The 23436-nt window shown below is 33.6% G+C and carries 20 protein-coding genes, 1 pseudogene and 1 riboswitch; of the genes and pseudogenes, 1 reads left to right on the top strand and 20 read right to left on the bottom strand.

The annotated features are described in order from the left end of the window. Window positions 1-356: 356 nt before the first annotated feature. From ACFVR1_RS04465 to ribE, 4 genes and pseudogenes are all read right to left on the bottom strand, one after another. Window positions 357-1103 (bottom strand): class I SAM-dependent methyltransferase, encoded by a 747-nt coding sequence (locus tag ACFVR1_RS04465; protein WP_387580871.1) that lies wholly within the window; start codon window positions 1101-1103, stop codon window positions 357-359. 145 nt (window positions 1104-1248) lie between these two features. Beyond that, window positions 1249-1713, bottom strand: a complete 465-nt coding sequence (gene ribH, locus ACFVR1_RS04470; RefSeq protein WP_387580874.1) for a 6,7-dimethyl-8-ribityllumazine synthase — start codon at window positions 1711-1713, stop codon at window positions 1249-1251. Window positions 1714-1754: 41 nt separating this feature from the next. Beyond that, a pseudogene (ribB, locus tag ACFVR1_RS04475) lies at window positions 1755-2366 on the bottom strand (3,4-dihydroxy-2-butanone-4-phosphate synthase); the annotation flags it as partial. A 21-nt stretch (window positions 2367-2387) separates the two neighbouring features. Further along, window positions 2388-3026 carry a riboflavin synthase gene (gene ribE, locus ACFVR1_RS04480; RefSeq protein ID WP_387580876.1) on the bottom strand — a complete coding sequence of 213 codons (639 nt, stop codon included), beginning with the start codon at window positions 3024-3026 and terminating at the stop codon, window positions 2388-2390. A 153-nt stretch (window positions 3027-3179) separates the two neighbouring features. Further along, window positions 3180-3310: riboswitch (FMN riboswitch) on the bottom strand. A 600-nt stretch (window positions 3311-3910) separates the two neighbouring features. Here ribE and ACFVR1_RS04485 point away from each other — a divergent pair. Continuing rightward, window positions 3911-5269: an Nramp family divalent metal transporter gene (locus tag ACFVR1_RS04485; RefSeq protein WP_387580879.1), complete on the top strand. Its 1359-nt coding sequence runs from the start codon at window positions 3911-3913 to the stop codon at window positions 5267-5269. Between the two features lie 115 nt (window positions 5270-5384). Here ACFVR1_RS04485 and ACFVR1_RS04490 read toward each other — a convergent pair whose 3' ends face one another. The 16 genes from ACFVR1_RS04490 to ACFVR1_RS04565 all read right to left on the bottom strand — a co-directional run bounded on the left by ACFVR1_RS04490 (window position 5385) and on the right by ACFVR1_RS04565 (window position 23432). Then, on the bottom strand, window positions 5385-5912 hold the full coding sequence (locus tag ACFVR1_RS04490; protein WP_387580881.1) for a hypothetical protein: 528 nt from the start codon (window positions 5910-5912) through the stop codon (window positions 5385-5387). 260 nt (window positions 5913-6172) lie between these two features. After that, the gene (locus ACFVR1_RS04495) at window positions 6173-7741 is read right to left on the bottom strand and encodes an AMP-binding protein (RefSeq protein WP_387580884.1); all 1569 of its coding nucleotides are present in this window, start codon (window positions 7739-7741) and stop codon (window positions 6173-6175) included. Next, complete coding sequence (locus ACFVR1_RS04500) at window positions 7738-8589, bottom strand: SDR family NAD(P)-dependent oxidoreductase (protein WP_387580885.1); 852 nt, start codon at window positions 8587-8589, stop codon at window positions 7738-7740. The genes ACFVR1_RS04495 and ACFVR1_RS04500 overlap by 4 nt, the downstream gene beginning before the upstream one ends. Window positions 8590-8670: 81 nt before the next feature. Next, window positions 8671-8895, bottom strand: coding sequence for a hypothetical protein (locus tag ACFVR1_RS04505; protein ID WP_387580888.1), 225 nt, complete (start codon window positions 8893-8895; stop codon window positions 8671-8673). Between the two features lie 99 nt (window positions 8896-8994). Beyond that, entirely contained in the window at window positions 8995-9516 is a 522-nt protein-coding gene (locus ACFVR1_RS04510; protein WP_387580891.1) for an NUDIX domain-containing protein, read from the bottom strand. A gap of 294 nt (window positions 9517-9810) precedes the next feature. After that, the gene (locus ACFVR1_RS04515; protein WP_387580894.1) at window positions 9811-10611 is read right to left on the bottom strand and encodes a VanW family protein; all 801 of its coding nucleotides are present in this window, start codon (window positions 10609-10611) and stop codon (window positions 9811-9813) included. Between the two features lie 61 nt (window positions 10612-10672). Beyond that, window positions 10673-11764, bottom strand: a complete 1092-nt coding sequence (locus ACFVR1_RS04520; protein ID WP_387580897.1) for a metallophosphoesterase — start codon at window positions 11762-11764, stop codon at window positions 10673-10675. Between the two features lie 140 nt (window positions 11765-11904). Beyond that, window positions 11905-13002, bottom strand: a complete 1098-nt coding sequence (locus tag ACFVR1_RS04525; protein WP_387580899.1) for an ABC transporter ATP-binding protein — start codon at window positions 13000-13002, stop codon at window positions 11905-11907. Between the two features lie 36 nt (window positions 13003-13038). Beyond that, entirely contained in the window at window positions 13039-15312 is a 2274-nt protein-coding gene (locus ACFVR1_RS04530; RefSeq protein WP_387580902.1) for a glycoside hydrolase family 65 protein, read from the bottom strand. 26 nt (window positions 15313-15338) lie between these two features. Beyond that, entirely contained in the window at window positions 15339-16022 is a 684-nt protein-coding gene (gene pgmB / locus ACFVR1_RS04535) for a beta-phosphoglucomutase (RefSeq protein WP_387580905.1), read from the bottom strand. A gap of 20 nt (window positions 16023-16042) precedes the next feature. Then, the gene (locus ACFVR1_RS04540; RefSeq protein WP_387580908.1) at window positions 16043-17065 is read right to left on the bottom strand and encodes a LacI family DNA-binding transcriptional regulator; all 1023 of its coding nucleotides are present in this window, start codon (window positions 17063-17065) and stop codon (window positions 16043-16045) included. A 33-nt stretch (window positions 17066-17098) separates the two neighbouring features. Next, a complete protein-coding gene (locus tag ACFVR1_RS04545) occupies window positions 17099-17803 on the bottom strand; it encodes a YesL family protein (protein WP_387580911.1) in 705 nt (234 codons plus the stop codon). Between the two features lie 25 nt (window positions 17804-17828). Then, entirely contained in the window at window positions 17829-18665 is an 837-nt protein-coding gene (locus tag ACFVR1_RS04550; RefSeq protein WP_387580913.1) for a carbohydrate ABC transporter permease, read from the bottom strand. Next, complete coding sequence (locus ACFVR1_RS04555; protein WP_387580916.1) at window positions 18665-19540, bottom strand: carbohydrate ABC transporter permease; 876 nt, start codon at window positions 19538-19540, stop codon at window positions 18665-18667. The genes ACFVR1_RS04550 and ACFVR1_RS04555 overlap by 1 nt, the downstream gene beginning before the upstream one ends. A 109-nt stretch (window positions 19541-19649) precedes the next feature. Then, window positions 19650-20912 carry an ABC transporter substrate-binding protein gene (locus ACFVR1_RS04560; RefSeq protein ID WP_387580919.1) on the bottom strand — a complete coding sequence of 421 codons (1263 nt, stop codon included), beginning with the start codon at window positions 20910-20912 and terminating at the stop codon, window positions 19650-19652. 147 nt (window positions 20913-21059) lie between these two features. Next, window positions 21060-23432 carry a glycoside hydrolase family 65 protein gene (locus ACFVR1_RS04565; protein WP_387580922.1) on the bottom strand — a complete coding sequence of 791 codons (2373 nt, stop codon included), beginning with the start codon at window positions 23430-23432 and terminating at the stop codon, window positions 21060-21062. Window positions 23433-23436: the final 4 nt, after the last annotated feature.

Below are 23436 nucleotides of genomic sequence, written 5' to 3' on the forward strand. Positions count from 1 at the left end.
CAAAAAGCCCTTCACAAAAAATCGCCTCACTATCAGAAAATTATGATGAAATTATCATAACATAGTGAACTATAAAAAAAGAGAATTTTTGGATATTTCCTGCGAATGAGGCAGTTTATTATAAAATCTAATTATTCCTACCATCTCGAAATAATTATTGAAATCTAAATAAAGTTGTACTTAGCGGCGGTGATGGCTCATCGCTCAACCCGCGAAATTTATGCTGATTTATGAAGAGTATATTATACATATTCTCACATTTCACATTAATATTGTTCGTGTTTTATGCTACGAAGTAGATTCATTCCTTCATGGGTTTCTTCATCTGTTATTTTATAACTCCCCCATAATTCTCTTTATATCTGCCCAATGTATGCGATTGTTTCATTTGGGACAATAAGCATACCGTCTATGGCATATTTGTCGAACAAATTATTCAGCTGCTTTATATAACTATCATATTCCACGTCATTTTCTTTCAGTGAATAGGATGCTGACAGGTTTCTTTCGATAAATTTTGATTTATTAAATTGCAAATCATTTTGAAAACGATGTACATCAAAATTACAAAAAAACGTTTTGATTTTTTCATCCATATATCCAATTCCTCCACTGAAACCTTTAAAATCCGGGCAAAACCTTCTAAAGATTTGTTCATTCTCTTGTACTAACGGACTGTCCATCACACGGGAATTCCATACTAAAATAACCTTTCCTTTGTCATGAAGAATACGGCTACACTCCATTTTGAATCTAACTGTATCAAACCAGTGAAACGCCTGTGCAACAGTAATAAAATCTACACTTTTTGCCTGAAGAGTAGTATGTTCCGCAGTTCCATTCACTGGATAAAATGTTGCGAATTGTCCTAAATTTTCTTTAGATTCACTTCGCATATCTTCACTTGGTTCAACGCCGTACACATTACATCCCATTTCAAGTAATGTCTTTGAAAAAATCCCTGTTCCCGAACCTATATCAGCGACAAAGGAGTCCTTCGCTATCCCAATGTATGATAAATGGTTAATCAATTCAGGCGCATAGCTAGGTCTTGCCTTTGCATAAATAGCAGCTTTACCGTTGAATTTCTTCGTGTTGTCCATTATATTTTCTCCTTTTTATTACTTCTCTACACTATAAAACATATCGTATCATTTTTAATAATACGTTACGTATATAATCAATGATTACAAAAAGGACAGACTCATTTCAGCCTGTCCTTAGATGTATATTAAATTGCTAAATCACTTAAAATAAACGATTCAAATTCGCCATTTCAATTGCGGACACCGCAGCATCATAGCCTTTATTTCCGACTTTTGTACCGGCACGTTCAATCGCTTGTTCAATTGTTTCTGTAGTTACAATACCGAACATAACTGGTACACCTGTTGTTAAGCCAACACTTGCAACGCCTTTAGCTGTTTCGTTACAAACATAATCGTAATGTGTAGTAGAACCGCGAATAACTGTACCTAAACCGATAATCGCATCATATTTTTTCGTTTCTGCCATTTTTTTTGCGATGAAAGGTACTTCAAATGCACCGGGCACCCATGCAACATCTACATTTTCCTCGGCAACGCCATGACGCTTCAATCCATCCAATGCACCATCCAATAATTTCCCATTAATAAATTCATTAAATCTACCAACAACTACACCAATTTTTAAATCTGTTCCTATTAAATTCGCTTCAAATACTTTTCCCATTCTTTATCTCTCCTATTAGTTCATTTTAAATTTTTTTATCAAACTACTTGTTCTTGTTCATTTCGATATTTCACTAATGCTTCGATCGTCACAAACTTTAAACCATGTGTTTCGGCAATAGTATGTAATTCAGGAACTCTCGCCATTGAACCGTCTACACTCATAATTTCGCAAATAACACCTGCAGGCTGCATACCACAAAGTTTCGCAAAATCAACAGCTGCCTCTGTGTGACCTGGACGCTCGAGTACACCATTTTCTTTTGCTACAAGTGGGAACACATGACCAGGTCGGCGAAAATCTGAACTAACGGATTCTACATTTAACAGCTGCAACATCGTTTCGGAGCGTTCAAATGCACTAATGCCTGTTTCCGTCGTTTTATAATCGACACTGACAGTAAAGGCTGTTTGATGATTGTCCGTATTATGTTGGACCATTGGATTCAAATTAAGACGATCTGCTAACTTTTGGGTTATAGGTGTGCAAATCAATCCACGACCATATGTTGCCATAAAGTTAATGTTTTCGGGCGTCGCATAATCTGCCAATACTAGAAAATCTCCTTCATTTTCACGACTTTCATCATCTACAACGATTATGATTTTCCCTTTTTTTAAATCTTCTACTGCTTCCTCAATTGTATGGAACATATGTAACGTACCGCCTTTTCGTTAGAATCCATTTTGTCTTAAAAAATCCATCGTGATTGGCGAACTTTCTTTCGTTCGCTCCAAATGATTTATCACGTACTTGCCAAGTAAATCATTTTCAATGTTCACTACATCATGCTCTCGTTTAATACCGAGAAGTGTTTCACTAAATGTAAGTGGAATTAGGGAAACTGTCAGCTGCTTAGGCTTTACATCGAAAATGGTTAAACTAATGCCATCTACTGCAACCGAACCTTTTAGCATACAGAATTTACTTAGCTCTTCACTAATGCCAATATCTACGTATACGGCATTTTCGACTTTTCTTTTTCTTAAAATGACACCAGTTCCATCCACATGTCCGGAAACAAAGTGACCGCCAAATCGACCGTTTGCTGGCATTGCTCGCTCCAAATTAACAGCATGGCCAATTCGCAAAGATTGGATGCTTGTAGACTTTACCGTTTCTGGCATAACATCCACTGTAAATAGTTCATTCGAAAAAGAAATGACTGTTAAACATACACCATTAACCGCAATACTATCGCCTAAGTGGATATCTTCAACAATTTTTGGGGATTCCAATGTTAACTGCATACTATTTGGACCACTTTTCATCGATTTAACTTTGCCTAAATCTTCTACAATTCCAGTGAACATAGAGTACACCTCTTTTCTATTGCGAAATTTTCACTCAAAAATAAAACCCCATAGAAACATCTCTACGGGGACTTAGGAAAATTATGTTTTACGCATCAACAAATAAACCTTCTAGAAGTGTAATTTTACTCCATAAGGAAATAAGCTTGCTCGTACATCCTTCTCCCATCCAGACTATACTGTCGGCTTTGGATTCGCACCAAATCCTGCCTATAAAAGGCTCACGGGCTTAGAATTTCTTCATCACCGTCGATTGGGAATTTCACCCGACCCCGAAGGACTATTCATCTATAAAAACATTATAGCACTTAAAGAGAAAATTTACATGGTATAAAAAGTAAACTTAAATTGCTTAATTTCTGTTCATAAAAGTGAGGACAAAAAATACAGGCATTTATCAGCCTGTCCATCTATTTTTTTACATATTATTCTTTTTTCAGTTTAACCATGTAAGACATTACTTCATTTAAGTCAACATGCTCATTGTATTTTTAGTTGGACAGGATTGTCAAACGTTGATTTGCGCGATCTCACATAAAGTTAACTCTTTACATAAAGAAATGGTTGCTTTCACAATAAAATTGATTGCTTTCGTCACTGAGTTGGTTGCTGTCAATGTAAAACTGGTTGCTTTCACCTTGCAATTAATTGCTCAATTACATTTTTTAACTTTTTATAAAATGTATTTGTCATGCTCTATTCCTTTATTTAAAGCTAACTGGAAATGTTTCTATTTCAACAAAAGTTTCCTTCGAGAAAAAAACTTTTACAAAGACAAGATACCGTGTTAATATATTTACATATACTAAAAAGAGTATTAAATTACCTTAAAAGTTGGTCTAGGGAAACATTTTAACATAAATGAAATTTAGGAGGGATAAATAATGAGTTCTCAGCCCAAAAATAAGTCCAACGACCATGGATGGTTTAAAGAAAGTTCTAATGTAAGTATGGAAGAGGTAAATAGCTCAGTTAACGTTCCGACTAAAGGAGGATTTTGGCGTAAGCTTCTGGCGTTTGCTGGACCAGGTTCATTAGTAGCTGTAGGATATGTTGATCCGGGAAACTGGGCAACTTCGATTGCAGGTGGTGCACGATTTGGATACACCCTATTGAGTGTCATTTTACTATCTAATTTAATTGCTATACTATTACAATCATTGTCAGCAAAACTAGGGATTGTAACTGGAAGAGACCTTGCTCAAGCAACAAGGGATGCAACTGGAAAGAAAACGGCCATTTTTCTTTGGATTTTGACGGAACTTGCTATTATTGCTACCGATTTAGCAGAGGTTATCGGTTCGGCAATTGCTTTAAATTTACTATTTGGAATTCCGCTTTTATTAGGAATCACTATTACAACATTAGATGTATTACTCTTACTTTATTTACAAAAGAAAAGCTTTCGGATTATTGAATCTATTGTCATCGTATTAATGTTTACTATTTTTGTTATATTTGCATTTGAAGTGATTATTTCCAAACCGGAGATTTCCGCATTATTTGGAGGGTATGTTCCGCAAATGGAAATTGTAACAAACCCAGGAATGCTCTTTATTTCACTTGGTATTTTAGGAGCAACAGTAATGCCACATAATTTATATTTGCATTCTTCCATTGTTCAAACAAGAAAATATAAAAGAACAATCGAAGGGAAAAAAGAAGCTTTAAAATTTTCACTCATTGATTCTACATTTTCTTTAACTACTGCTTTCATTATCAACTCTGCAATATTAATACTTGGAGCAGCAGCCTTTTATGGAACAAACTTAAATGTATCGGAAATTGAAGCTGCCTATGAATTACTTAGTCCAACATTAGGTGTTGGTATTGCAAGTACATTATTTGCGGTTGCTTTACTAGCTTCAGGACAAAATGCTACAATCACTGGCACGATGAGTGGTCAAATAGTGATGGAAGGATTTATTAATTTACGAATTTCACCGTGGTTACGTCGCTTGATTACACGATTATTAGCAGTTATCCCTGCTTTTATTGTGACTTGGATTGCTGGATCAAAAGGAACAGGAGAACTACTTTTGTGGAGTCAGGTCGTATTAAGTCTAGCCCTCCCATTTGCTGTTGTACCTTTAGTATTGTTTACTAGCGATAAAAGGAAAATGGGTGAATTTGCAAATAGATTATTCGTAAAAATATTAGCATGGATATGTACAGTGTTAATCATCATTTTGAATATATTTTTAATCTGTTATATTATCATCACAGGGCAAGATTTAGGATAATAAACATTGAAAAAGCGGCATGACTTGATGAATTCATGCCGCTTTTTTCATGTAGAAATGTATAATTCGAAATCGTACAGATGCAAATGCAGAACTTTTCATTAAAGAATCATCATTAATACCATCCAGATATTTTGGTTCCATCCTTATAGATCCTTGTCACGTCTGGATCATAGTTAATAGGAGTTTGTGAGAAACTAAACCATATACGTCCTCTTTTGGTATCCAGAATTGTAGCATCAGTACTTTCTTCATTTTTATATTGAACTAGTAATTTTTCTATTTCATCATCATTAATAACACCCATTGCTATTGTAACGTAATCATCTAATGATGATGATCTACGAGGAAGCAAATTGGTAATTGATTTAGTTAATATCGAGTCATTCCGATTGAATTCTTCACTTCCAGCCCCACCATACCAACGATAGCCAAAGAAGTTTTTTTCGATTAGACCAGCGGATAAAATATTATCATCCCCATATATGATAATAGTATTTCCTTTCATTTCTGTAGTATAAAAAATTTCATCCATAGGGATGTTTGATTCCTCTATTGCTTCTTCTATTGTTTTATAATTCATTTGATAATAAATTATAGATATGATAAAAATACATGATATAACAGAAAGCCATTTTTTCAAATTTAATAGACACCTCCACCCCATTAACGTGTGTAACTCTAAAACTGTTAACTAATTGCATTCTTTGAATTGCCTTCCCACAAATTTGGAGCTTTTCCAACTAAACCTGCAAAAATTCCAACTAAAATCACAAATGTTCCAACTATCTTATTCTGCACAAACAAAAAAATGTAGACAGATATCTAGTGCATTATAATAAGCAAGCATATATTCCACTTCAATATCATCTGGTGGAAAACAGGCTTTTATTAGCTCTAAATTTAGCGGTAATCTTGAATTGCTACCTTTGCCTTTATTTGTCTAAGTTGTCCCTTATCAATCTTTCCTACTGGTGTATACGGAATATGATCCACAAATACAATATCCTTAGGTAATTGAAACCGCGCTACCCTAGGGCGTAACCATTCAAAGAGCTCCTCTTTGGAGAGATGAACGTCTACTGGTTGTACAAATGCTTGTAATCTTTGCCCAAACGTTTCATCACTAATTCCTATAACTGCTACATCTTCTACTAATGGATGATTTATTATTAACTGTTCAACTTCAATTGGGTATACATTAACACCAGCTGAAACGATCATATCATCTGTTCTCCCTCGTAAAAAATAATACCCATTATTATCTCGGTAACCTAAATCACCGGTTTCAATCCACAATTTCCCCTTATTTGTCATCGACCATTTATTCTGAATGCAAAGTTGGCCTATTTCTCCATCTGTCACCTTTACCTTATTGTTATCCAATATTATTAATCGAGCACCTTCTATTTTTTTACCGATCGAATAAACCGAATACTTCAAATCATTTGGTGTTGCAATTATATTCAAACCAGCTTCTGAAGTGCCGTATAGATTGTACAAAACATTCCCTAATTTACTGAAAACCTCCTCTACAAGTTTAGGATTCAGCTCTGCTCCCCCAGAAGCGATACAAACAAGAGATTTCAAATCTGCCGGATTGGTTTTTAACATTTTATGTATCATTAATGGTACGACTGTAACAATATCAACATTATTCTCACGTATAAGGCTACAAGCCTTTTCAGCATGAAATCCTTTATTTAAAATCACTGTTTTCCCTAATGCAATAAAGGAAATTAAAATAGCAATCCCATAACCGTGATAAATGGGAGTAGCAATATAAGAAGTATGACAATTTAATAGATTTAATCGAGTAAGTAATGCTAAGAATGGATTTAAAAAATTGAATAGTGATGGTGTATGTACGACTTCCTTTGATTTTCCTGTTGTTCCACCTGTAAGTAGCACAATTTTACTCTTTGAAGACTTTTGAAGTTTGTATTTTACATTAATTTTTGAATGAAGTAAGTTATTAATTGCCGGCAAGTTATCATGATAGCTCAAGATTTTCTCTCTAATATATTGAGTTTCTTCCATGAAAGTACTCAATTCAAAATCATAGACAATTAATGAGAAATTATGTTGAATTACTAATTGATTAAACTGCATTTTGCTCATTTCTGCATTAAGCAAATATATATCGGATCCAAGACGTGAGATAGCAAAAATTGATTTCACTAGTGAGGAATGGTTTTTGCACAAAAAGCCAACTTTCTGTCCTGATTTTAATTGGAATTTTTCTTTTAAAATAAAAGATAGTTTTTCGGATTGTAACAGTAATTGCTTATAGCTTACTGTTTCTTCTTCGTAAACAAGAGCGATTTTATTGCCGTAGGTCCTTTCGGCAATATATAACAACAGCATTATATTTATTCCACATTTATAAATACCAACTATTAACCAGTATAATCCTAAAGGAGAAAATAATTTGATTTTATATAAAACTTTTATAAGCTTTACTAATCTCACTTTCCTTCCCTCCTTTTTCTTAAAACATTAGGAATGTAAGTTTCCAAAATGCCCCTAAAAAATATGGAAGTCAACTGGCCAAAAATCAACCACCATGGCCTATATTTTTTTCTCTTCGTATACATGGATTTACATACAATCTGTGCAACATGATTCGGGCACATGGCAGGCATTTTTAGATAAGCTGTTGTAGGAAGTATCATGGGGGTTCTAACTAATGGTAAGTAGATAGATGTTGTAGATATCCCCATCATATTTAACTCTAGAGCAGCAGATCGAAACCAAGTATCAAAAGCTGACTTGGAAGCCTGATAAGCAGCCCAAAAAGGAATTGGTATTAACAGAGCGTTTACTGTAGAAATGCTGATAATTTGTCCTTTATTTTTTTCTAACAAAGGAATGACTGACAATAGCAGTTGTACGGGAGCGAAATAATTGATAGCCATTGTTCGAGTAAAATCGTGATATCGATCTAATGAATTATTAATAGAGCGATTGATTGAAATCCCCGCATTACTAACTACAATATCCAACCCATCAGGAAGTCGATGAATAAATGCAAGTAACTCTTCCATCTCTTCCTTATTTCTAAGATCTGCCCTGAAAATACTTACTTTTGCAACTTCTTTTTCTATTTCACTTTTCATTATTGAAAGCTTTTCTTCTCTTCTGGCAACTAAAATCAGATTAGTATGGATATCTGCTAGTAGATAAGCTACTTTCTCTCCTATCCCAGAACTCGCACCCGTTATGAGAATCGTCTTTCCTTTTAGTTTACTGCTTAACTTCTTTTTATTGAAATATGTAGGAGGAAATAATAATCTTTCTAAAAGGTTGTATTTTTGCATGATAGCATTTCCTTTTACTTGTTATAGATTTTAGATTTGCAACTTCTTAAGTAACAAACTTAACTTAGATTGAATCTTTTATTATTTCATCATCTGATTATAGATAAAAAGACTGTATAATGCTGGAATTAATAAACTCATAGCAAGACAAAAGACTGCTGCAAATTTTGACTGTTTTATTAGACGTTCTTCACCTGTTTTTAAGTGTTGAAAGAAACTAAGACTGAAATAAAAGCATAATACAATCAGTATTGTAGAAAGTATACCAAGCCAATTTCCTGCTCCCAATAAATTCATATTAGCCATTCTAACTCCCCTTTTTTATAATAATATCTATAGTCTACCACTATATACTTTTAATTTGAAAAACTATTCAATTTATTAACTTAATCCGAAATAGGTTGCCTACTTAATAAATATAGGCGCTTCCCAATCCTCTAAAACTCCCCAATTTATTTGAGGGTTTCCATTTAAAGAATTCATCGAGCCTACATATACTTTTTCAGTAGATTTACCTAAATCATAGAAATGCTTAACTATTTCATTGGTAGTGGCTGATACATGCTGATTAACAATTTCTTTATATTTTATCCATGTTAAGGAACCTTCTTCACTTTCAATTAACTTAGAACTTTTTGAGATTGTTCCAAAGTACACATATTGTATTCTGATTTCTTGATTATTTTTTACTCTATGTACAATGTATCGGAGCTCAAGATTATTTATACACTCTCTCTTTAAGCCAGTCTCTTCTTCAATCTCTCTTATACATGCCTTTTGAGGATCGTTGATTTCATTGGCTTCCATATGTCCACCTATTGGAACTAAAAATCCTGCAAAGAATGTATCTTGTATTTTTTTTTGAAGAAATAAAACTTCTTGTTCCTCATTTACAAGGAAAGCAACTGTCATTTGTCTAAGTTTCAATATTCTCGTCCTCTCTAACAAAATATAACATTTTCTTCTAATGTAATTATTTCTAGCACTTTTACTGTTTAATGTGGTGCTCAGTTCAGGATATGTGGTACCCGGAGTAATTTAAGTGTTACTCAATTCGGGTTATGTGGTACCCAATTGGCTTTATGTGGTATTCAGAAGTTTTATGTGTTATTAGAGTAGATAGATCAAAAAAAGACAAATTAAAGAGAGAAAAACCATGTAATTTATGATTTTCTCTCGCTTATCTATTTTTTCTGAGCTAGAATTCAGAATAGCGTACGATTAGTTTCTAACAGGGCTGATTTCGTATTTTACCTCTGCATAGTTTTTAATAAGTAGTGCTTCGTTTATACAGTTACCTGTTTTTTTATCAATCGTTTTTCTCCAAATTTCATTTTGTCTATAATTCTTTTCATACTTCTTAGAAAACATATGATTCCTTTCTTCTATATGATAAGTATAATGCACTTGCTCATTCGAATATATTGCTCCTTTTAAATGTTGGTCAGTCAACCAAACTCGAATCTGATAGGATTGCTTCGTATTATTCAAAAATCGTAAATCAACAAAGTTAAAAAAAACACTTGCTCCGCTTCCAAAGGGAAGGACTCTTCCTTCATCAGGGAATGGGTCAAAGCTGTGATGATGTCTTTCTAAAATAGTTAATGGAGTATGTAAAACCATCCAATAAAGTAGGTTTGCAAGTTGACAGATTCCTCCACCGACTCCAGTTTTCACTTCTCCCCGAGAGAGTTGCATACCTTCAATATATCCTTTTGCTTTTGTTGTTCTTCCTACTAATTCCCAAAACGAAAAAATCTCACCAGGATGGATGATAATTCCATCTATTGTAGTCGTTGCAATGGATAGATTCACTATTTTATTTTCTTGTAGTTGTGGATCGCTATCACCTAACCGCCTCCTTAAGAGTGATTGGTGTTTTTTACATGTAAAAGGATAAGAATCCTTTCTGCGGTTCTTTGCAAATTTTCTTCTATCTCTCATGTTTTGTAGATAACGAAATAAGGTCTTTTGCTTAATCCGAATATGGTATAGAAATGGATGAATCTCTGAAAATCTCAAATTATTCCCCCTTCCTTATTATTCAGTAATCCCATGGATCTTTCAAAACACTTTCTTCATGTCAAACATTCAAACAGTTTTTTGGTATCCATCCTACTTCTCCATTTGCCCGCTTAATAAGAATATACCCTTCACAATCCTTATCAACGATCCAAACTTTTTCGTCTCGATTTACAGACAAAAAAGTTGTACTGAGATCAGTTCTGCAATTTGTTAAATCATCATTATCTACTAGATATTCATTTTTTATCCATTGATCTATTCCTAGTTTCATATTTTCACAAAGGGTAAAGTATTCCTCTCGCTTTAATATCCGCAATTCATAGTTTGGATAAGTAACGGTTCCCATTCTGTTCGCTAAATCGGAGTAATCTATTTGTACAATCATTTCTTCTGTTAACTCATCTACATATGTATATGAAAACGTATCGTTAATAATAATTAGAGCATTTAACTGTCCGTCCTTTTTAATTTGATTACCACCATCTAATGCAATAATCTTTTTATCTAAGTCTATTAACGGGTTATGTGAACTTATCTGTTTTGCTCGATAGTTAACTACTGGCCAGTGCCCTACTATGACTGTTTTATCAGCTTGGTGTTCTTTTTCGTAAAAGGAGTCTGTATATAAAGCAAACCTTTCTTCTGTTTGATACCAATCTTCTATATTTTCAATACCTGCGTGGATGACAATAAAATCATCTGTTTCATAAGCAGTTGGCAATGATTCAATCCATTCTATTTCATCATGAAAATGCTCACGATAAAAATGAGTTAATTCAGTTAAATTACTGAAATCATCAAGTGTTTTACTATGTATTGTTAGCATTTCATTTAAAACCGAATTAGGTTGTTTGTTCATGTATGGAATGATTCCCTCACTCCCATTAAACACATAACGGTATAATAGATCACAATTTCCTTTTGTTACATACACATTTTGAAATCGTTCGGATAAATCCCTAACATATTTGACAACCTCTAAGCTGTTCGGTCCTTTCTCGCAAAGATCACCGTTAATAAATAAATAATCCTCTTTCGTGTAATTCAACTTTCCTAAAAGTTCTTTAAATAGCTTTAAGTTTGCATGTATATCGGAAATAACTATTGTACGTTTTGTTTTATCTAAATGCATTCGTCCTACGTCAATCATAATATCAACTCCTGAACTTTCGTTATTGTAAGAATATTATATCAAAACAATCTTGAAGTTAATAAATAGAAAAAAACTTTAGACGCAATCGTAATGATACGTGTGTCTAAAGTCTTTAAATTACTTAACAGTAAATATTCTTATTGAATACGTAATTCAGATTCACAATCGAAAAAGTGTGCATTATTAAGATTAAATGCTAAGTCGACTGTTTCACCAGCTATAACGTTGAAACGCGAATCCACTCGTGCAACAAAGTCTTGGTCATTTACTTTCGAATATAGAATAGTTTCTGCTCCCATTAGTTCAGCAACTTCTATCGACACATTGATTTTTGTTTTAGGAGAAGAATCAATGAATAATGGCTCATCATGAATATCTTCTGGACGTATTCCAAGAATGAGATCTTTCCCCATATATCCTTGAGCACGAAGCGATTGTAGCTTTCCTCCTGGAACGAGTACTTTTACATCTCCCATAACAAAATAATTCTCTACTAATTTGCCTTTTAGAAAATTCATGGAAGGTGATCCAATAAATCCACCAACAAAAACATTATTAGGTTTGTCGTAAACCTCCTTAGGAGCTCCTACTTGCTGGATAATACCATCTTTCATGACAACGAGACGAGTTGCCATTGTCATCGCTTCCGTTTGATCATGTGTAACATAAATAGTTGTCGTTTGTAGTCGTCTGTGTAGTTTTTGAATCTCCGCACGCATTTGAACACGTAACTTTGCATCTAAATTTGATAGTGGTTCATCCATTAAGAATACTTCTGCATCACGAACTATAGCACGGCCTAAAGCCACACGCTGACGTTGACCACCAGAAAGAGCTTTTGGTTTACGATTTAAGAGATCTTCCAAACCTAAAATTTTTGCTGCATTATGCACACGTTTTTTTATTTCATCTTTTTTCAATTTGCGAAGTTTTAAACCAAAAGCCATATTATCAAACACATTCATATGAGGATATAGTGCATAGTTTTGGAAGACCATTGCAATATCTCGATCTTTTGGAGCGATATCGTTTACTCTTTTGCCACCTATAAAAAGGTCTCCGTCTGTTATTTCTTCTAAACCGGCAATCATTCTAAGCGTAGTAGATTTCCCACAACCAGATGGGCCGACCAATACTAAAAACTCTTTGTCTCTAATTTCTAAGTTAAAATCTTGTACTGTAACAATGTCTTTATCGTATACCTTTTTGATATTCACTAATTGTAAATCTGCCATTATATTTCCTCCAATGTTTTGGCTTTATATATTACATTATGAAACCTTCACTTCTTTTCCAGGTTCTAGATAAATAAAATTTCCTTTGTGAGAAAGGGTCAATCCTTCTCCTTCCATTAGCAAATAGGTTACAGAATTTCTTTCAATAATTACCTTTATTAATCTATCTTGATATTGCAAATGAAACTCAAGTGACTCCCAATCATCTGGAAGAAAAGGTGCTAAAGAAAGACCAATTTCCTTTACACGTAAACCAGCAAATCCAAAAACAATAGCTAGCCATGTACCACCCATATTTGCCATATGAAGACCATCTTTTGTATTACCATGTGTATTTTCCAAATCGAGACGGGCAGTTTCTCTAAAATACTCATATGCCTTTTCTTTGTATCCTAATTTGGAAGCCATCACACTAAATACACAGGAAGATAACGAAGAATCATGTGTTGTAATTTTTTCATAGTAGTTAAAGGAATTTTCTATCGTGTCAAGATCTTGTTCATCTTCCAATAGGAAGTGTGCCAGGACAGTATCAGCTTGTTTGCAAACTTGGTATCTATAAAGTGTTAATGGATGATAATTTAGCAAAAGTGGAAATTTTTCTTTTGGCGTATTTTCTAAATCCCAGCGATCCTTTTGTAAAAAACTATCGTCTTGTGCATTGATTTTGTATTTCTCATCATATGGAAGATACATCTTTTCTCCCGCATTGCTCCATTCGTCCACTTCTAATTGTGATAGTTTTAACCTTTCCGATAATTGCTCTAAATAATTTTTATCTTTTTCTTTTAAAAGATTATACACTCTAGCAGCCCAAAGTAAATTATGTTTTGCCATGACATTTGTATAATAATTATTATTTACAATACAAGAGTATTCATCTGGACCAGTTACACTATCGATTCTAAAAAGGTCATTTTTCATATGACCTGTATCCATCCATAAACGAGCGGTTTCGAAAAGGACCTCTGCCATATAATCTCTTAAAAATGCTTCATCTTTTGTTACTAAATAATATTGGATATAACTATACGCAATATCTGCACTTATATGATATTGTGCAGTTCCTGCTGGAAAAAATGCCGAACTTTCCGGACCAGTAATCGTTCTCCAAGGGAATAATGCTCCCTTTCTATGTCCCATCTCTTTTGCTCTTTTTCTAGCACTATCTAAAATAGAGTATCGGTGTACTAATAAATTTTTTGCGATGCTCGGATTGGTCATTAAAAAAACAGGGAACATATAGATTTCTGTGTCCCAAAAATAATGTCCTTCATACCCTTCACCAGATAATCCTTTTGCAGCTATATTACTTACTGGATCTTTACCGACGGATTGTAAGAGTTGGTAAAGATTAAATCGAATTCCTTCTTGAAGTTTTGAATCTCCATTAATAATCACATCAGATTTACTCCAAAATTTATTTAGATATTTTTTTTGTTCTTTTAACAATTCTTCAAAGGTAGCAACTTTTAACTTTTGCTGAATAGCAATTGCTTTTTCAATTACTTCTTTCCCGTGTCTTAATGTATCTGAGTAAACATTGTACTTTGTAAAGTGAATTGCTTTATTACCCTCACATATATAAGTCTCTACTACACTAGTATCATACGTATTACTCCTATATTCATAATCTTCTAATCCAATACTGGAAGTGGTTACACATGCCACTTCTAGTTTTGTTGCATACGTTCTATTTTTAATTATACTATAATTGTCATCCTTGCGAATTTCTTCCACAGATTGACGTTTTGCATGACCAGAAGCAACTCGAGGATCATTTTTATCCACAAAGTTTGAGACATCTCCATTTACCGACGAAACAATCTTTACCTGCTCCACATTACTTAAAAGCTCTATTTTTACTTCTAAAGCAAATAGTTCTCTTGTAACAAAAGAAATGAGCCTTCTGAAGGAAATATGAACTTCTTTCCCTTTTGGAGATTTCCAGTGTACAATTCGTTCAGCATAACCTGCATCCATATGCAAGTTTCTTTCGAAGTTAAGTACTTCCCCTTCATATAAAGAAAAAAGTTCCTCATCAAAATAGATTTGTACGGTTTGTGCATCAATGACATTCAAGATTTTTTGCTGAGTCTCTGGAAATCCATACAATTTCTCTCCATAACTAATTTCTATTTCATCATGAAAAGCATTAATATATGTACCGCGAATCGTATTGTATGTATCTTCATAGCCCTCCTCAAAGTTACCTCTTACACCTAAGTAACCATTACCCAAAGACAAAAGGCTTTCATTTAGCAAAAGGTTTTGATTATCAAGCTCTGATTTAGTCAATTTCCAGGTCATGAAGCCTTCACTCCTCCATATGTATCTTATAGAAATACACTTTTCTCTATATATTGCTTTACGATTTCCTCAAAAATCAATTCTGAAGTATCTCCCACTAAATAATCAGCATGAGATAAATGTTCTACAGCCCCAACTCCTACGGAAAACATATCAGCTTTATTGATAGCCTCAATACCTGCAGCAGCATCTTCAATACCAATACATTTGGTATAAGGAATACCGAGGTAATCTGCAGCAGTCGTGAAAGTCTCTGGATCCGGTTTTCCTTTTTCAACCTTCGAAGCATCTACGACATAGTCGAAGTATTTAGTAAGTCCTAGCTTATCTAATACTTGAGGGGCATTTTTACTTGCTGAGCCAAGCGCAATTTTAATATTTTGTTCTTTATTTTTACTCAATAGAGTTTCAATTCCCGGTAAAATATTCGATGAATTAATAGATTCCACTAACTCTAAATAGTATTCATTTTTTTGGTTTGCTAGTCTTACCTTTTCTTCACTAGTCAATTTTAATAAGGAAGAATTTAGTTTTAGAATATGCTCTAAAGATTCCATACGACTTATTCCTTTGAGTTGCTCATTAAACTGTTTATCAATCGATATGCCTAGTTCATCTGCAAGCTTCTTCCACGCTAAAAAATGAAATTCTGCTGTATCGGTAATAACACCATCAAGATCGTAAATAAATGCCTGTGGGTATAGGATCATTTGTTTCTTTCCTTTCTATATCAGTTGTTATCAAGTGTATTGACACTTCCCCGTTCGATTAACTGGTGTTCTGCATAAATATGTTGTAGATCCAATTTATTCTCAATTAAGTCTTGCAATAGAACAGCTGATAACCTTCCGATATCAAAAAAGTTCTGACTAACCGTAGTAAGTTGTGGTTGTGTATAACTGCTTAACATTAAATCATCGAATCCAGTAACAGAAATATCTTCTGGAATTCTGAATCCTGCTTCTTTTATAGCTTTCATTACACCGAATGCCATTAGATCACTAAAGCAAAGAAATGCAGTGGGTTGTTTCGTTTGCAAGTATTTTTTCGCTAAAGTATAAGCTTCTTCCTCTGAAAATTGCGCATATAGCACTTTCTCATCATTAAATGCCAACTTCATTTCTTTAAAGGCATCTTGCACTCCTTTAATACGCTCTTTATTTACGTAAGTTTCAAGAGTCCCTGCCATGATGACAATATCTCGATGGTTACGCTCTAATAAATATCTGGTAATCTCTCTGGTAGCCTCGGCATTGTTAATGGAGACACTCCCGATTAGTCCATTGTCTGTTTCTGTCATAATGTCGAGAACTACACAAGGTATATTAGTATCGATTAATTCCATATAATATGGATCATCTGTACGGATTCCTTGTAAAATAGCCCCCCCGATATTTCGCTCCCTACAGTATTGAGCATAGCTTTTTTGTTTTTGCCGCAAAGAATCTATTAGATAGATTGACAATTCAAACTGACTTTCCGAAACAGTTGTATATACCCCTTTGAATATATCAAACGCATTATTATCCTTTTCATTGTTGTTTAGAACGCCAGATGAAATCAATCCGACTGTCATTTGCTTTTTAGATGATAAATTTTTAGCTACTATATTAGGCGTATAATTTAGTTCTTTTGCTATTTCAAATATTCTTTGTCGAGTTTTTTCGTTTATATCTACATAATTATTAAATGCCTTTGACACAATACTTATAGAAACACCTGCTTTTTTAGCAACATCTTTTATCGTAGCCATTTCAATTAGTCACTTCCTACATTATTAATTATTTTAACTACTTTTAATGGACATTGCTTTTTTCTCTATTTTTAAAGTAAAACGGTAAAAAACAGAAAAAGAAAAAAATGCACTTAATGATCCTGTAAAAATAGGAAACAAGAATAGAAACTTTGATGCACTTATATAAAACAACAGGAAATTACTAACTAAGACAAAAAAGAACAAGACAGGATTTCCAAACGTAACAAAAAACGTGTTGATGAGTAGAGTCTTAATATTCATATAGTAATGTACAATTAATGAACAGAAATTAATTGTATACACAAACAATAGTATCCCTACTAACAAAATCACCGTCCTAATTAAGTCGTTTTCATTTTTAAAATAATATAAATCAGCAACCCAAGTGAGCCAAACAGACATCAAGATTATCCCTGATAGAAAACTCTTCTTATAGTAAGACTTTAAGTAGGAGAAAAACGCTTTTGTAATGGAATTTTGGTCTTTTTTCATCACCAAGTCACGCGCAGTAGCAAACATAGCGATCGTACTTGGGAAAAATAATGCAGGTATTAAAATTACTAACGGTATTAAATATAGAAGAAATTCATTACTTGAAATATTGAAGTAAAAACTTAAAATAATTATTACGTTGGGGATATTCATGAGAAACCAAAATACATTTATAACAGAAAACCGCATAATCCATTCCGTAGTACTGTACAATACTCCCATTAAACCTGGAAACTCTCTCATTTTCATCCCTCCTGCAAGAATGAACTTATTTAACTGCTCCTTCCCCTATACCTTTAATAATATGTCTTTGAGCAAGAACATAGAAAATCACTACGGGAATGATAGTTAGCATTAAACCTGCCATTGCCAAATTCCACTTAATAGTAAACTCCCCAAAGAAATAAAAAGTTGATAGTGGTATTGTACGTAGTCCCTTATCAGTAAGTGTAAGTGAAGGCAATAGATAGTCATTCCAAATATTAATAACGTTTAAAATCAACACTGTAACAGTAATCGGTTTTAACATTGGGAATATGATTCTCCAAAAAACCCCGAACTTGGATGCTCCATCAATTGTGGCTGCTTCCTCAAGAGTAAATGGAATAGATTTGACAAAACCATGATAAAGAAAGACTGAAATGCTCGAACTAAATCCAACATGCATAAAAATTAATCCTTCACGAGTATTGAACATAGGAATGTGTAAAATATTCGTAATTGAACTCATGAGTTGCATTAAAGGCATCATAAGTGTTTGGAAAGGAATAAGCATCGTCGCGATAAAAGTCATGAAAATAAACTTGCTCAGCTTATTGTTCGTTCTTGCTAACATCCATGCAGTCATAGACGACAAGACGACTATGATTCCTACAGATATAATCGTAATATACAATGAATTTCCCAAAGCGTTTAAGAAGTTCATCTTTTCCATAGCCTCAAAATAATATTTAAAACTAAAATTTTTAGGAAATGCTAGTGCATTTTCATATAACTCCTGACGATCTTTAAAAGAGTTTACAATTATTATGTAAATAGGGGATAGGAAGAAAAGGGCAATTATGAGAAGCAATATTTCTTTTGTAAATTCACGTATTTTCCTCATTACATTTCTACCTCCCGCTTCTTCGTAATATAAACTTGTGTAAGTGTTATAGCAGCAACGATAAAGAAGAAAACAATTGCTTTTGCTTGACCAAATCCATAATTACTATAACCAAAAATCTCATTATAAATATTCATCGCAAACATTTCTGTAGAATTAGCTGGTCCCCCATTTGTTAAAGATAGGTTGACATCGTATATTTTAAATGCCGATGAAAGTGTTAAAAATAAACTGATCGTGAAAGCAGGCATTAAAAGTGGAAAAGTAATTTTTCTAAGTCTTTGCCATCCGTTTGCCCCATCAATTTTAGCTGCTTCAATTACATCATTAGGAATTCCTTGAATACCTGCTATATAAATAATCATGATATATCCAGCCATTTGCCAAGTAAAAACGAAAACTAAAGCATACAAAGCGTAATCAACATCGATAAGCCAATTAAAAAATACATTGTCGAATCCTGTTACTTTACCGAAGAGAGTAAAAACATCTAAAAATATAAATTGCCAAATATACCCTAAAATTAATCCACCAATTAGATAAGGCATAAATATCATCGTACGTGCCGCATTCGCAGTTCGAAGTTTAGATGTCACGAGGAGTGCAAATAAGAGGCCAACTACATTTACAAAAATTACTGCTAACAATGTAAATAATACTGTTTTTCCAGTAGATTCTAGAAAACGAGTATCCCCAAATAATCGTGTAAAATTATCCAATCCAACAAACACTTTTGGATTTGCTGAAATACCATCCCATTCAAAAAAAGAGTAATAAATTCCTATTAAAAATGGAATTATCACTACTGTTATAAAAATTAACAATAGCGGAGTAGTAAATAATATATACCACCATTTATTACTTTTATTTGGCATGTCATCACTTCTTTCATGTAGTTTGTCTAATCACTAAAAGCTAAGTACTGGACACCTCTTAAAAAGAGATGCCCAGAATATAAAATCTAATTGTCTATTGTTCAAACACTTACTTTACAGCGTTTTTCCATGCATCATCTAACTTATCAACAAGTTCTTTACCCGTCATATCTTTTGACAAGAAGAATTCTTCTGCTTTTGGTGCAAAATCATTTGGAATTATATTTGCTGGGTAGTAATTTAATGCCCAAGGAATTGTTTTACCACTATTAGAAGCATTCAACACATCTTGAGATAAAGGATCCAATTTATCGGACTTAATATTTGTCAAAGCAGGAACAAAACCAAATTCCTCTACAATATATCGCTGACCAATTTCGCTTGTAAACATCCAATTTAAGAAATCATTTGCAGCTTTAACTTCGGCTTCATCCTTTTTACCATTGATCGCCCAGTTATTTCCGACTCCAACAGCCAATTTATCATTACCCATTAATGGGAATGGAAGCATACCTATGTCGAAGTTTACATCGAAATCTGAAAGCATACCATAAGCCCAGTTTCCTTGATGAATCATTGCTGATTTTCCTGCAGCAAAATCCCCAACTTCTTTATCATATGTCACATCTAAAGGACTTGGAGTGTTTGCTTTAATCGCATCCATAAACTTCCCAAATTCTTGGAACTCTTTCGTTTCAGCCATTGTTACTTTCCCGTCGGTCAACTTATCAATGTATTCATAATGATTTTTTTGTAATGCAAAAGGATAGTTACTAATATGACCAATTAAGAAATATGCTTCTTTTGAAAGCCCAAGTCCATTAATACCTTCTGCTTTAAATTTTTCTAAAGTACGTACAAAAGAGTCATAATCAGCAACGTCTTCAGCTTTAACTAGGTCTTTGTTATAAACCAATCCAAATCCTTCAACTCCATAAGGAACTCCTACAATTTTGTCATCAATTTTAAGTTCCATTCCAGGTGCAATATTTTTTACATATCCTTCTGAATTCATATCGTAAACATATGATTTCATTTTTTCTGCTTCCGTAATATTTTGAAGACTAAAGATGGATGGTCCTTGATTACTATTCATACGGATCTGCAGCTGTTGGAAGTAATCATCCCCTGTTGTTCCCCAAACTTCGACCTCCACGCCAGTCTCTTTCGTATATTCCTTTGCTAGCGCTTCTAACTGATCAGAAATTTCAACTTTACTTTGGAATATGGTGATTTTTTGGTTAGATGATTTTCCAGCTCCATCTTTATTTCCGCTTGCTTTTCCACCTTCATCATTACCACTACATGCAGCCAAAATCATTAATAATGCTACTAATAATAAACTACCGAACGTTCTTTTTTGGAACTTCATTTGAATTCCTCCCCCATTAGTTTGAATTTCTATAGAATAAAATGACAAAGCATTTTATAACTACCTGCAGTTGTTTCTTTCTCTTAGTTTTATATGAGAATGATAGTCGCATCATTTGAAAACGTTTACATAAATATTCAGAACTATTCACTTTATCGAATCGAATTCTATTTCAATATAATCTTCAAACTCATACGTATTTTTATACATGTCAAATTCTACCTTAACCTTGTTTTCAGCTTTTAAAGATATAAATGAAGGAGTAAGGAAAATTGTTATGGGTTGACCTTTCCAATGAATTGTAAATTGCATTTGATGCCAGTGTTTTGGTAATTTTGGATTGATACTAAGTTTTCCACCTACAAGTCTAATCCCAGCAAAACCTAAGATTGCAGATTTCCAAATCCCCCCAATGGACGCTGCATGAATTCCATCGTCAGAAGTATTCATCAAAGGTCCCAAATCGACTTCACAAGCCTTTTTAAATAATGAATATGCTAAGTCAAACTCCCCTATATCATTTGCCAAAATTGAATGAGTGGCTAAACTTAAAGAAGAATCGTGTAATGTCTTAGGCTCATAATAATGAAAATTAGCTTGTTTGACAGCTTCTGAAAAACGAGGATCATCATGCAAAAAAGTTTGTTGCAATAAGTAAATAAGGATTAATGTATCAGCCTGTTTTGTCACTTGAATTGAATTAATCTGTTCTGGATTATAGTCTCGATAGATCGTTCGAACATTTTCTTGGTTTTTATATTTTGTGAGATCTATTTCCTTTAGCTCTAAGTACGTATCGTCCTGTGGTATTACTAGATCTTCTGCTCGAGGTTTAGGTAAAAAGATCTTTTCTACTCCCGACCGCCAAAGTTGATATGAATTATTTAAATCTAACTTTCTATTCAAATTTGTTATTATTTTTGAGTCTTCATTTTTTAATTTTTCATAATAATGGATTGCTAGTTTCATATTAAAATAGGCCATATAATTGGTAAATGCATTATTATTGACATGTTCTTTGTATTCATCGGGACCAATTACATCGTTAATATAATATTCATGCTTATCTTCGTTCCACTCGATTCTACTTGCCCAAAACCTTGCTGTATCAAAAATAATTTCATATCCATAGCTATTCATGAAAGCATTATCGTCGGTTACACTATAATATTGATAAACTGCAAAAGTGATATCTGCGGAAATATGTTGTTCTATAAATCCTGACCATATTTTGGTTTGTTCACCAGTTACGATATCAATATCCCCAAGTTTCGGTGTTACTTCTCCATCAGTCGGCCAAGCTGCTTCCCAAGGGAACATTGCTCCAACATATCCATTTTCAGCTGCTTTTTTCCTTGCTCCTTCTAAACCATGATAGCGATACATTAAAAGTGATTTTGCAACTTTTGGATTTGAAAAGATGAAAAATGGGAGGATGAATAATTCTGTATCCCAAAACGAATGTCCTTTATACCCTTCACCACTCAATGCTTTCGCACCGATTCCCATTCTTTCATCATGTGCAGGTGCCATAATGGTTAAATGATAAAGTGAAAAACGTAATGCAAGTTGATCAAAGGAATCATTACTATTAATCTCTAAGTTATATGCATTCCATACTTTATTTAGCCATATGTCTTGATGAGACTGAAAAAGCAATTCATATCCTTTTTCAGAATAGACGTATATATCATTTAATGAATTCTCTCGTAGTTGGAGAATATTGTATTCGGAGTGAACATATTCTTTATCACGACTAGTATACACAGTTGTTAACTTTTCCATTTCCAGTGTATCACCAGCCTGGAGATACAAATCATATGTAAGCCATACTTTACGGCGAGTCATGTTCATGTCAGGTTCTAAGACTCTTTCCTCTCCGTTTATAATAATTTTGTGAGAAGTATTAATAACAACATCAATATTTGATTCATTCGTAGTTTGAACCAATTGAATGAATTTTTTATCAAATATTCTACGCTCCCCTTCAAGAAAATGCTGTGAGCCTGAGTTGGTCATTTGTGCATCAATACCAGTATCAAAGGAGATTTGAACCGGATCTGTTACACTTTTTACTATCATTTTCATCCCAATCAAATGCAAATTATGAAGGGAGACAAACCGTTTGAATTGAAATTGAATTATTTTCCCCTTAGGAGAAGTCCATTCAATATTTCTTGTCAGTTCAGCTGTCCTTAAATTTAATTGACGTACATAGTCCCTAGTTTTGCCAAATTCAAGACTAAATCGTTCACCATCTACTCGGATATCAATCTTTGTAACATCCGCCAAATTTGGCAACTCAGTGACTTCGTTTTCCTCTGCTTTGTTAAAAGTACCATTAACAAACAAATTTCTTCTTTCATTTCTATATGGCTCTTCTGGAGCAGAACGTAATCCCAAATAGCCATTTCCAAGACACATGATTGCCTCGCTTTTTCCAAGTGTATCTGGATGGAATTCCACTTCCGAAACAATCCAATTCTCTAGTTCACCCTTGCCTTGTGAATAATTTATCAAAATA

It is taken from the genome of Psychrobacillus sp. NPDC058041 (assembly GCF_042885655.1).
Taxonomy (GTDB): domain Bacteria; phylum Bacillota; class Bacilli; order Bacillales_A; family Planococcaceae; genus Psychrobacillus.

Excerpts from the sequence above, each read along its gene's own strand:
- ACFVR1_RS04520 (WP_387580897.1), bottom strand. The coding sequence starts at position 11,764 with ATGATTGACGTAGGACGAATGCATTTAGATAAAACAAAACGTACAATA.
- ACFVR1_RS04555 (WP_387580916.1), bottom strand. The coding sequence starts at position 19,540 with ATGCCAAATAAAAGTAATAAATGGTGGTATATATTATTTACTACTCCG.
- ACFVR1_RS04500 (WP_387580885.1), bottom strand. The coding sequence starts at position 8,589 with ATGCAAAAATACAACCTTTTAGAAAGATTATTATTTCCTCCTACATAT.
- pgmB (WP_387580905.1), bottom strand. The coding sequence starts at position 16,022 with ATGATCCTATACCCACAGGCATTTATTTACGATCTTGATGGTGTTATT.
- ACFVR1_RS04505 (WP_387580888.1), bottom strand. The coding sequence starts at position 8,895 with ATGGCTAATATGAATTTATTGGGAGCAGGAAATTGGCTTGGTATACTT.
- ACFVR1_RS04545 (WP_387580911.1), bottom strand. The coding sequence starts at position 17,803 with ATGAGAGAGTTTCCAGGTTTAATGGGAGTATTGTACAGTACTACGGAA.
- ACFVR1_RS04550 (WP_387580913.1), bottom strand. The coding sequence starts at position 18,665 with ATGAGGAAAATACGTGAATTTACAAAAGAAATATTGCTTCTCATAATT.
- ACFVR1_RS04530 (WP_387580902.1), bottom strand. The coding sequence starts at position 15,312 with ATGACCTGGAAATTGACTAAATCAGAGCTTGATAATCAAAACCTTTTG.
- ribE (WP_387580876.1), bottom strand. The coding sequence starts at position 3,026 with ATGTTCACTGGAATTGTAGAAGATTTAGGCAAAGTTAAATCGATGAAA.
- ACFVR1_RS04525 (WP_387580899.1), bottom strand. The coding sequence starts at position 13,002 with ATGGCAGATTTACAATTAGTGAATATCAAAAAGGTATACGATAAAGAC.
- ACFVR1_RS04485 (WP_387580879.1), top strand. The coding sequence starts at position 3,911 with ATGAGTTCTCAGCCCAAAAATAAGTCCAACGACCATGGATGGTTTAAA.
- ACFVR1_RS04540 (WP_387580908.1), bottom strand. The coding sequence starts at position 17,065 with ATGGCTACGATAAAAGATGTTGCTAAAAAAGCAGGTGTTTCTATAAGT.
- ACFVR1_RS04560 (WP_387580919.1), bottom strand. The coding sequence starts at position 20,912 with ATGAAGTTCCAAAAAAGAACGTTCGGTAGTTTATTATTAGTAGCATTA.
- ACFVR1_RS04465 (WP_387580871.1), bottom strand. The coding sequence starts at position 1,103 with ATGGACAACACGAAGAAATTCAACGGTAAAGCTGCTATTTATGCAAAG.
- ribH (WP_387580874.1), bottom strand. The coding sequence starts at position 1,713 with ATGGGAAAAGTATTTGAAGCGAATTTAATAGGAACAGATTTAAAAATT.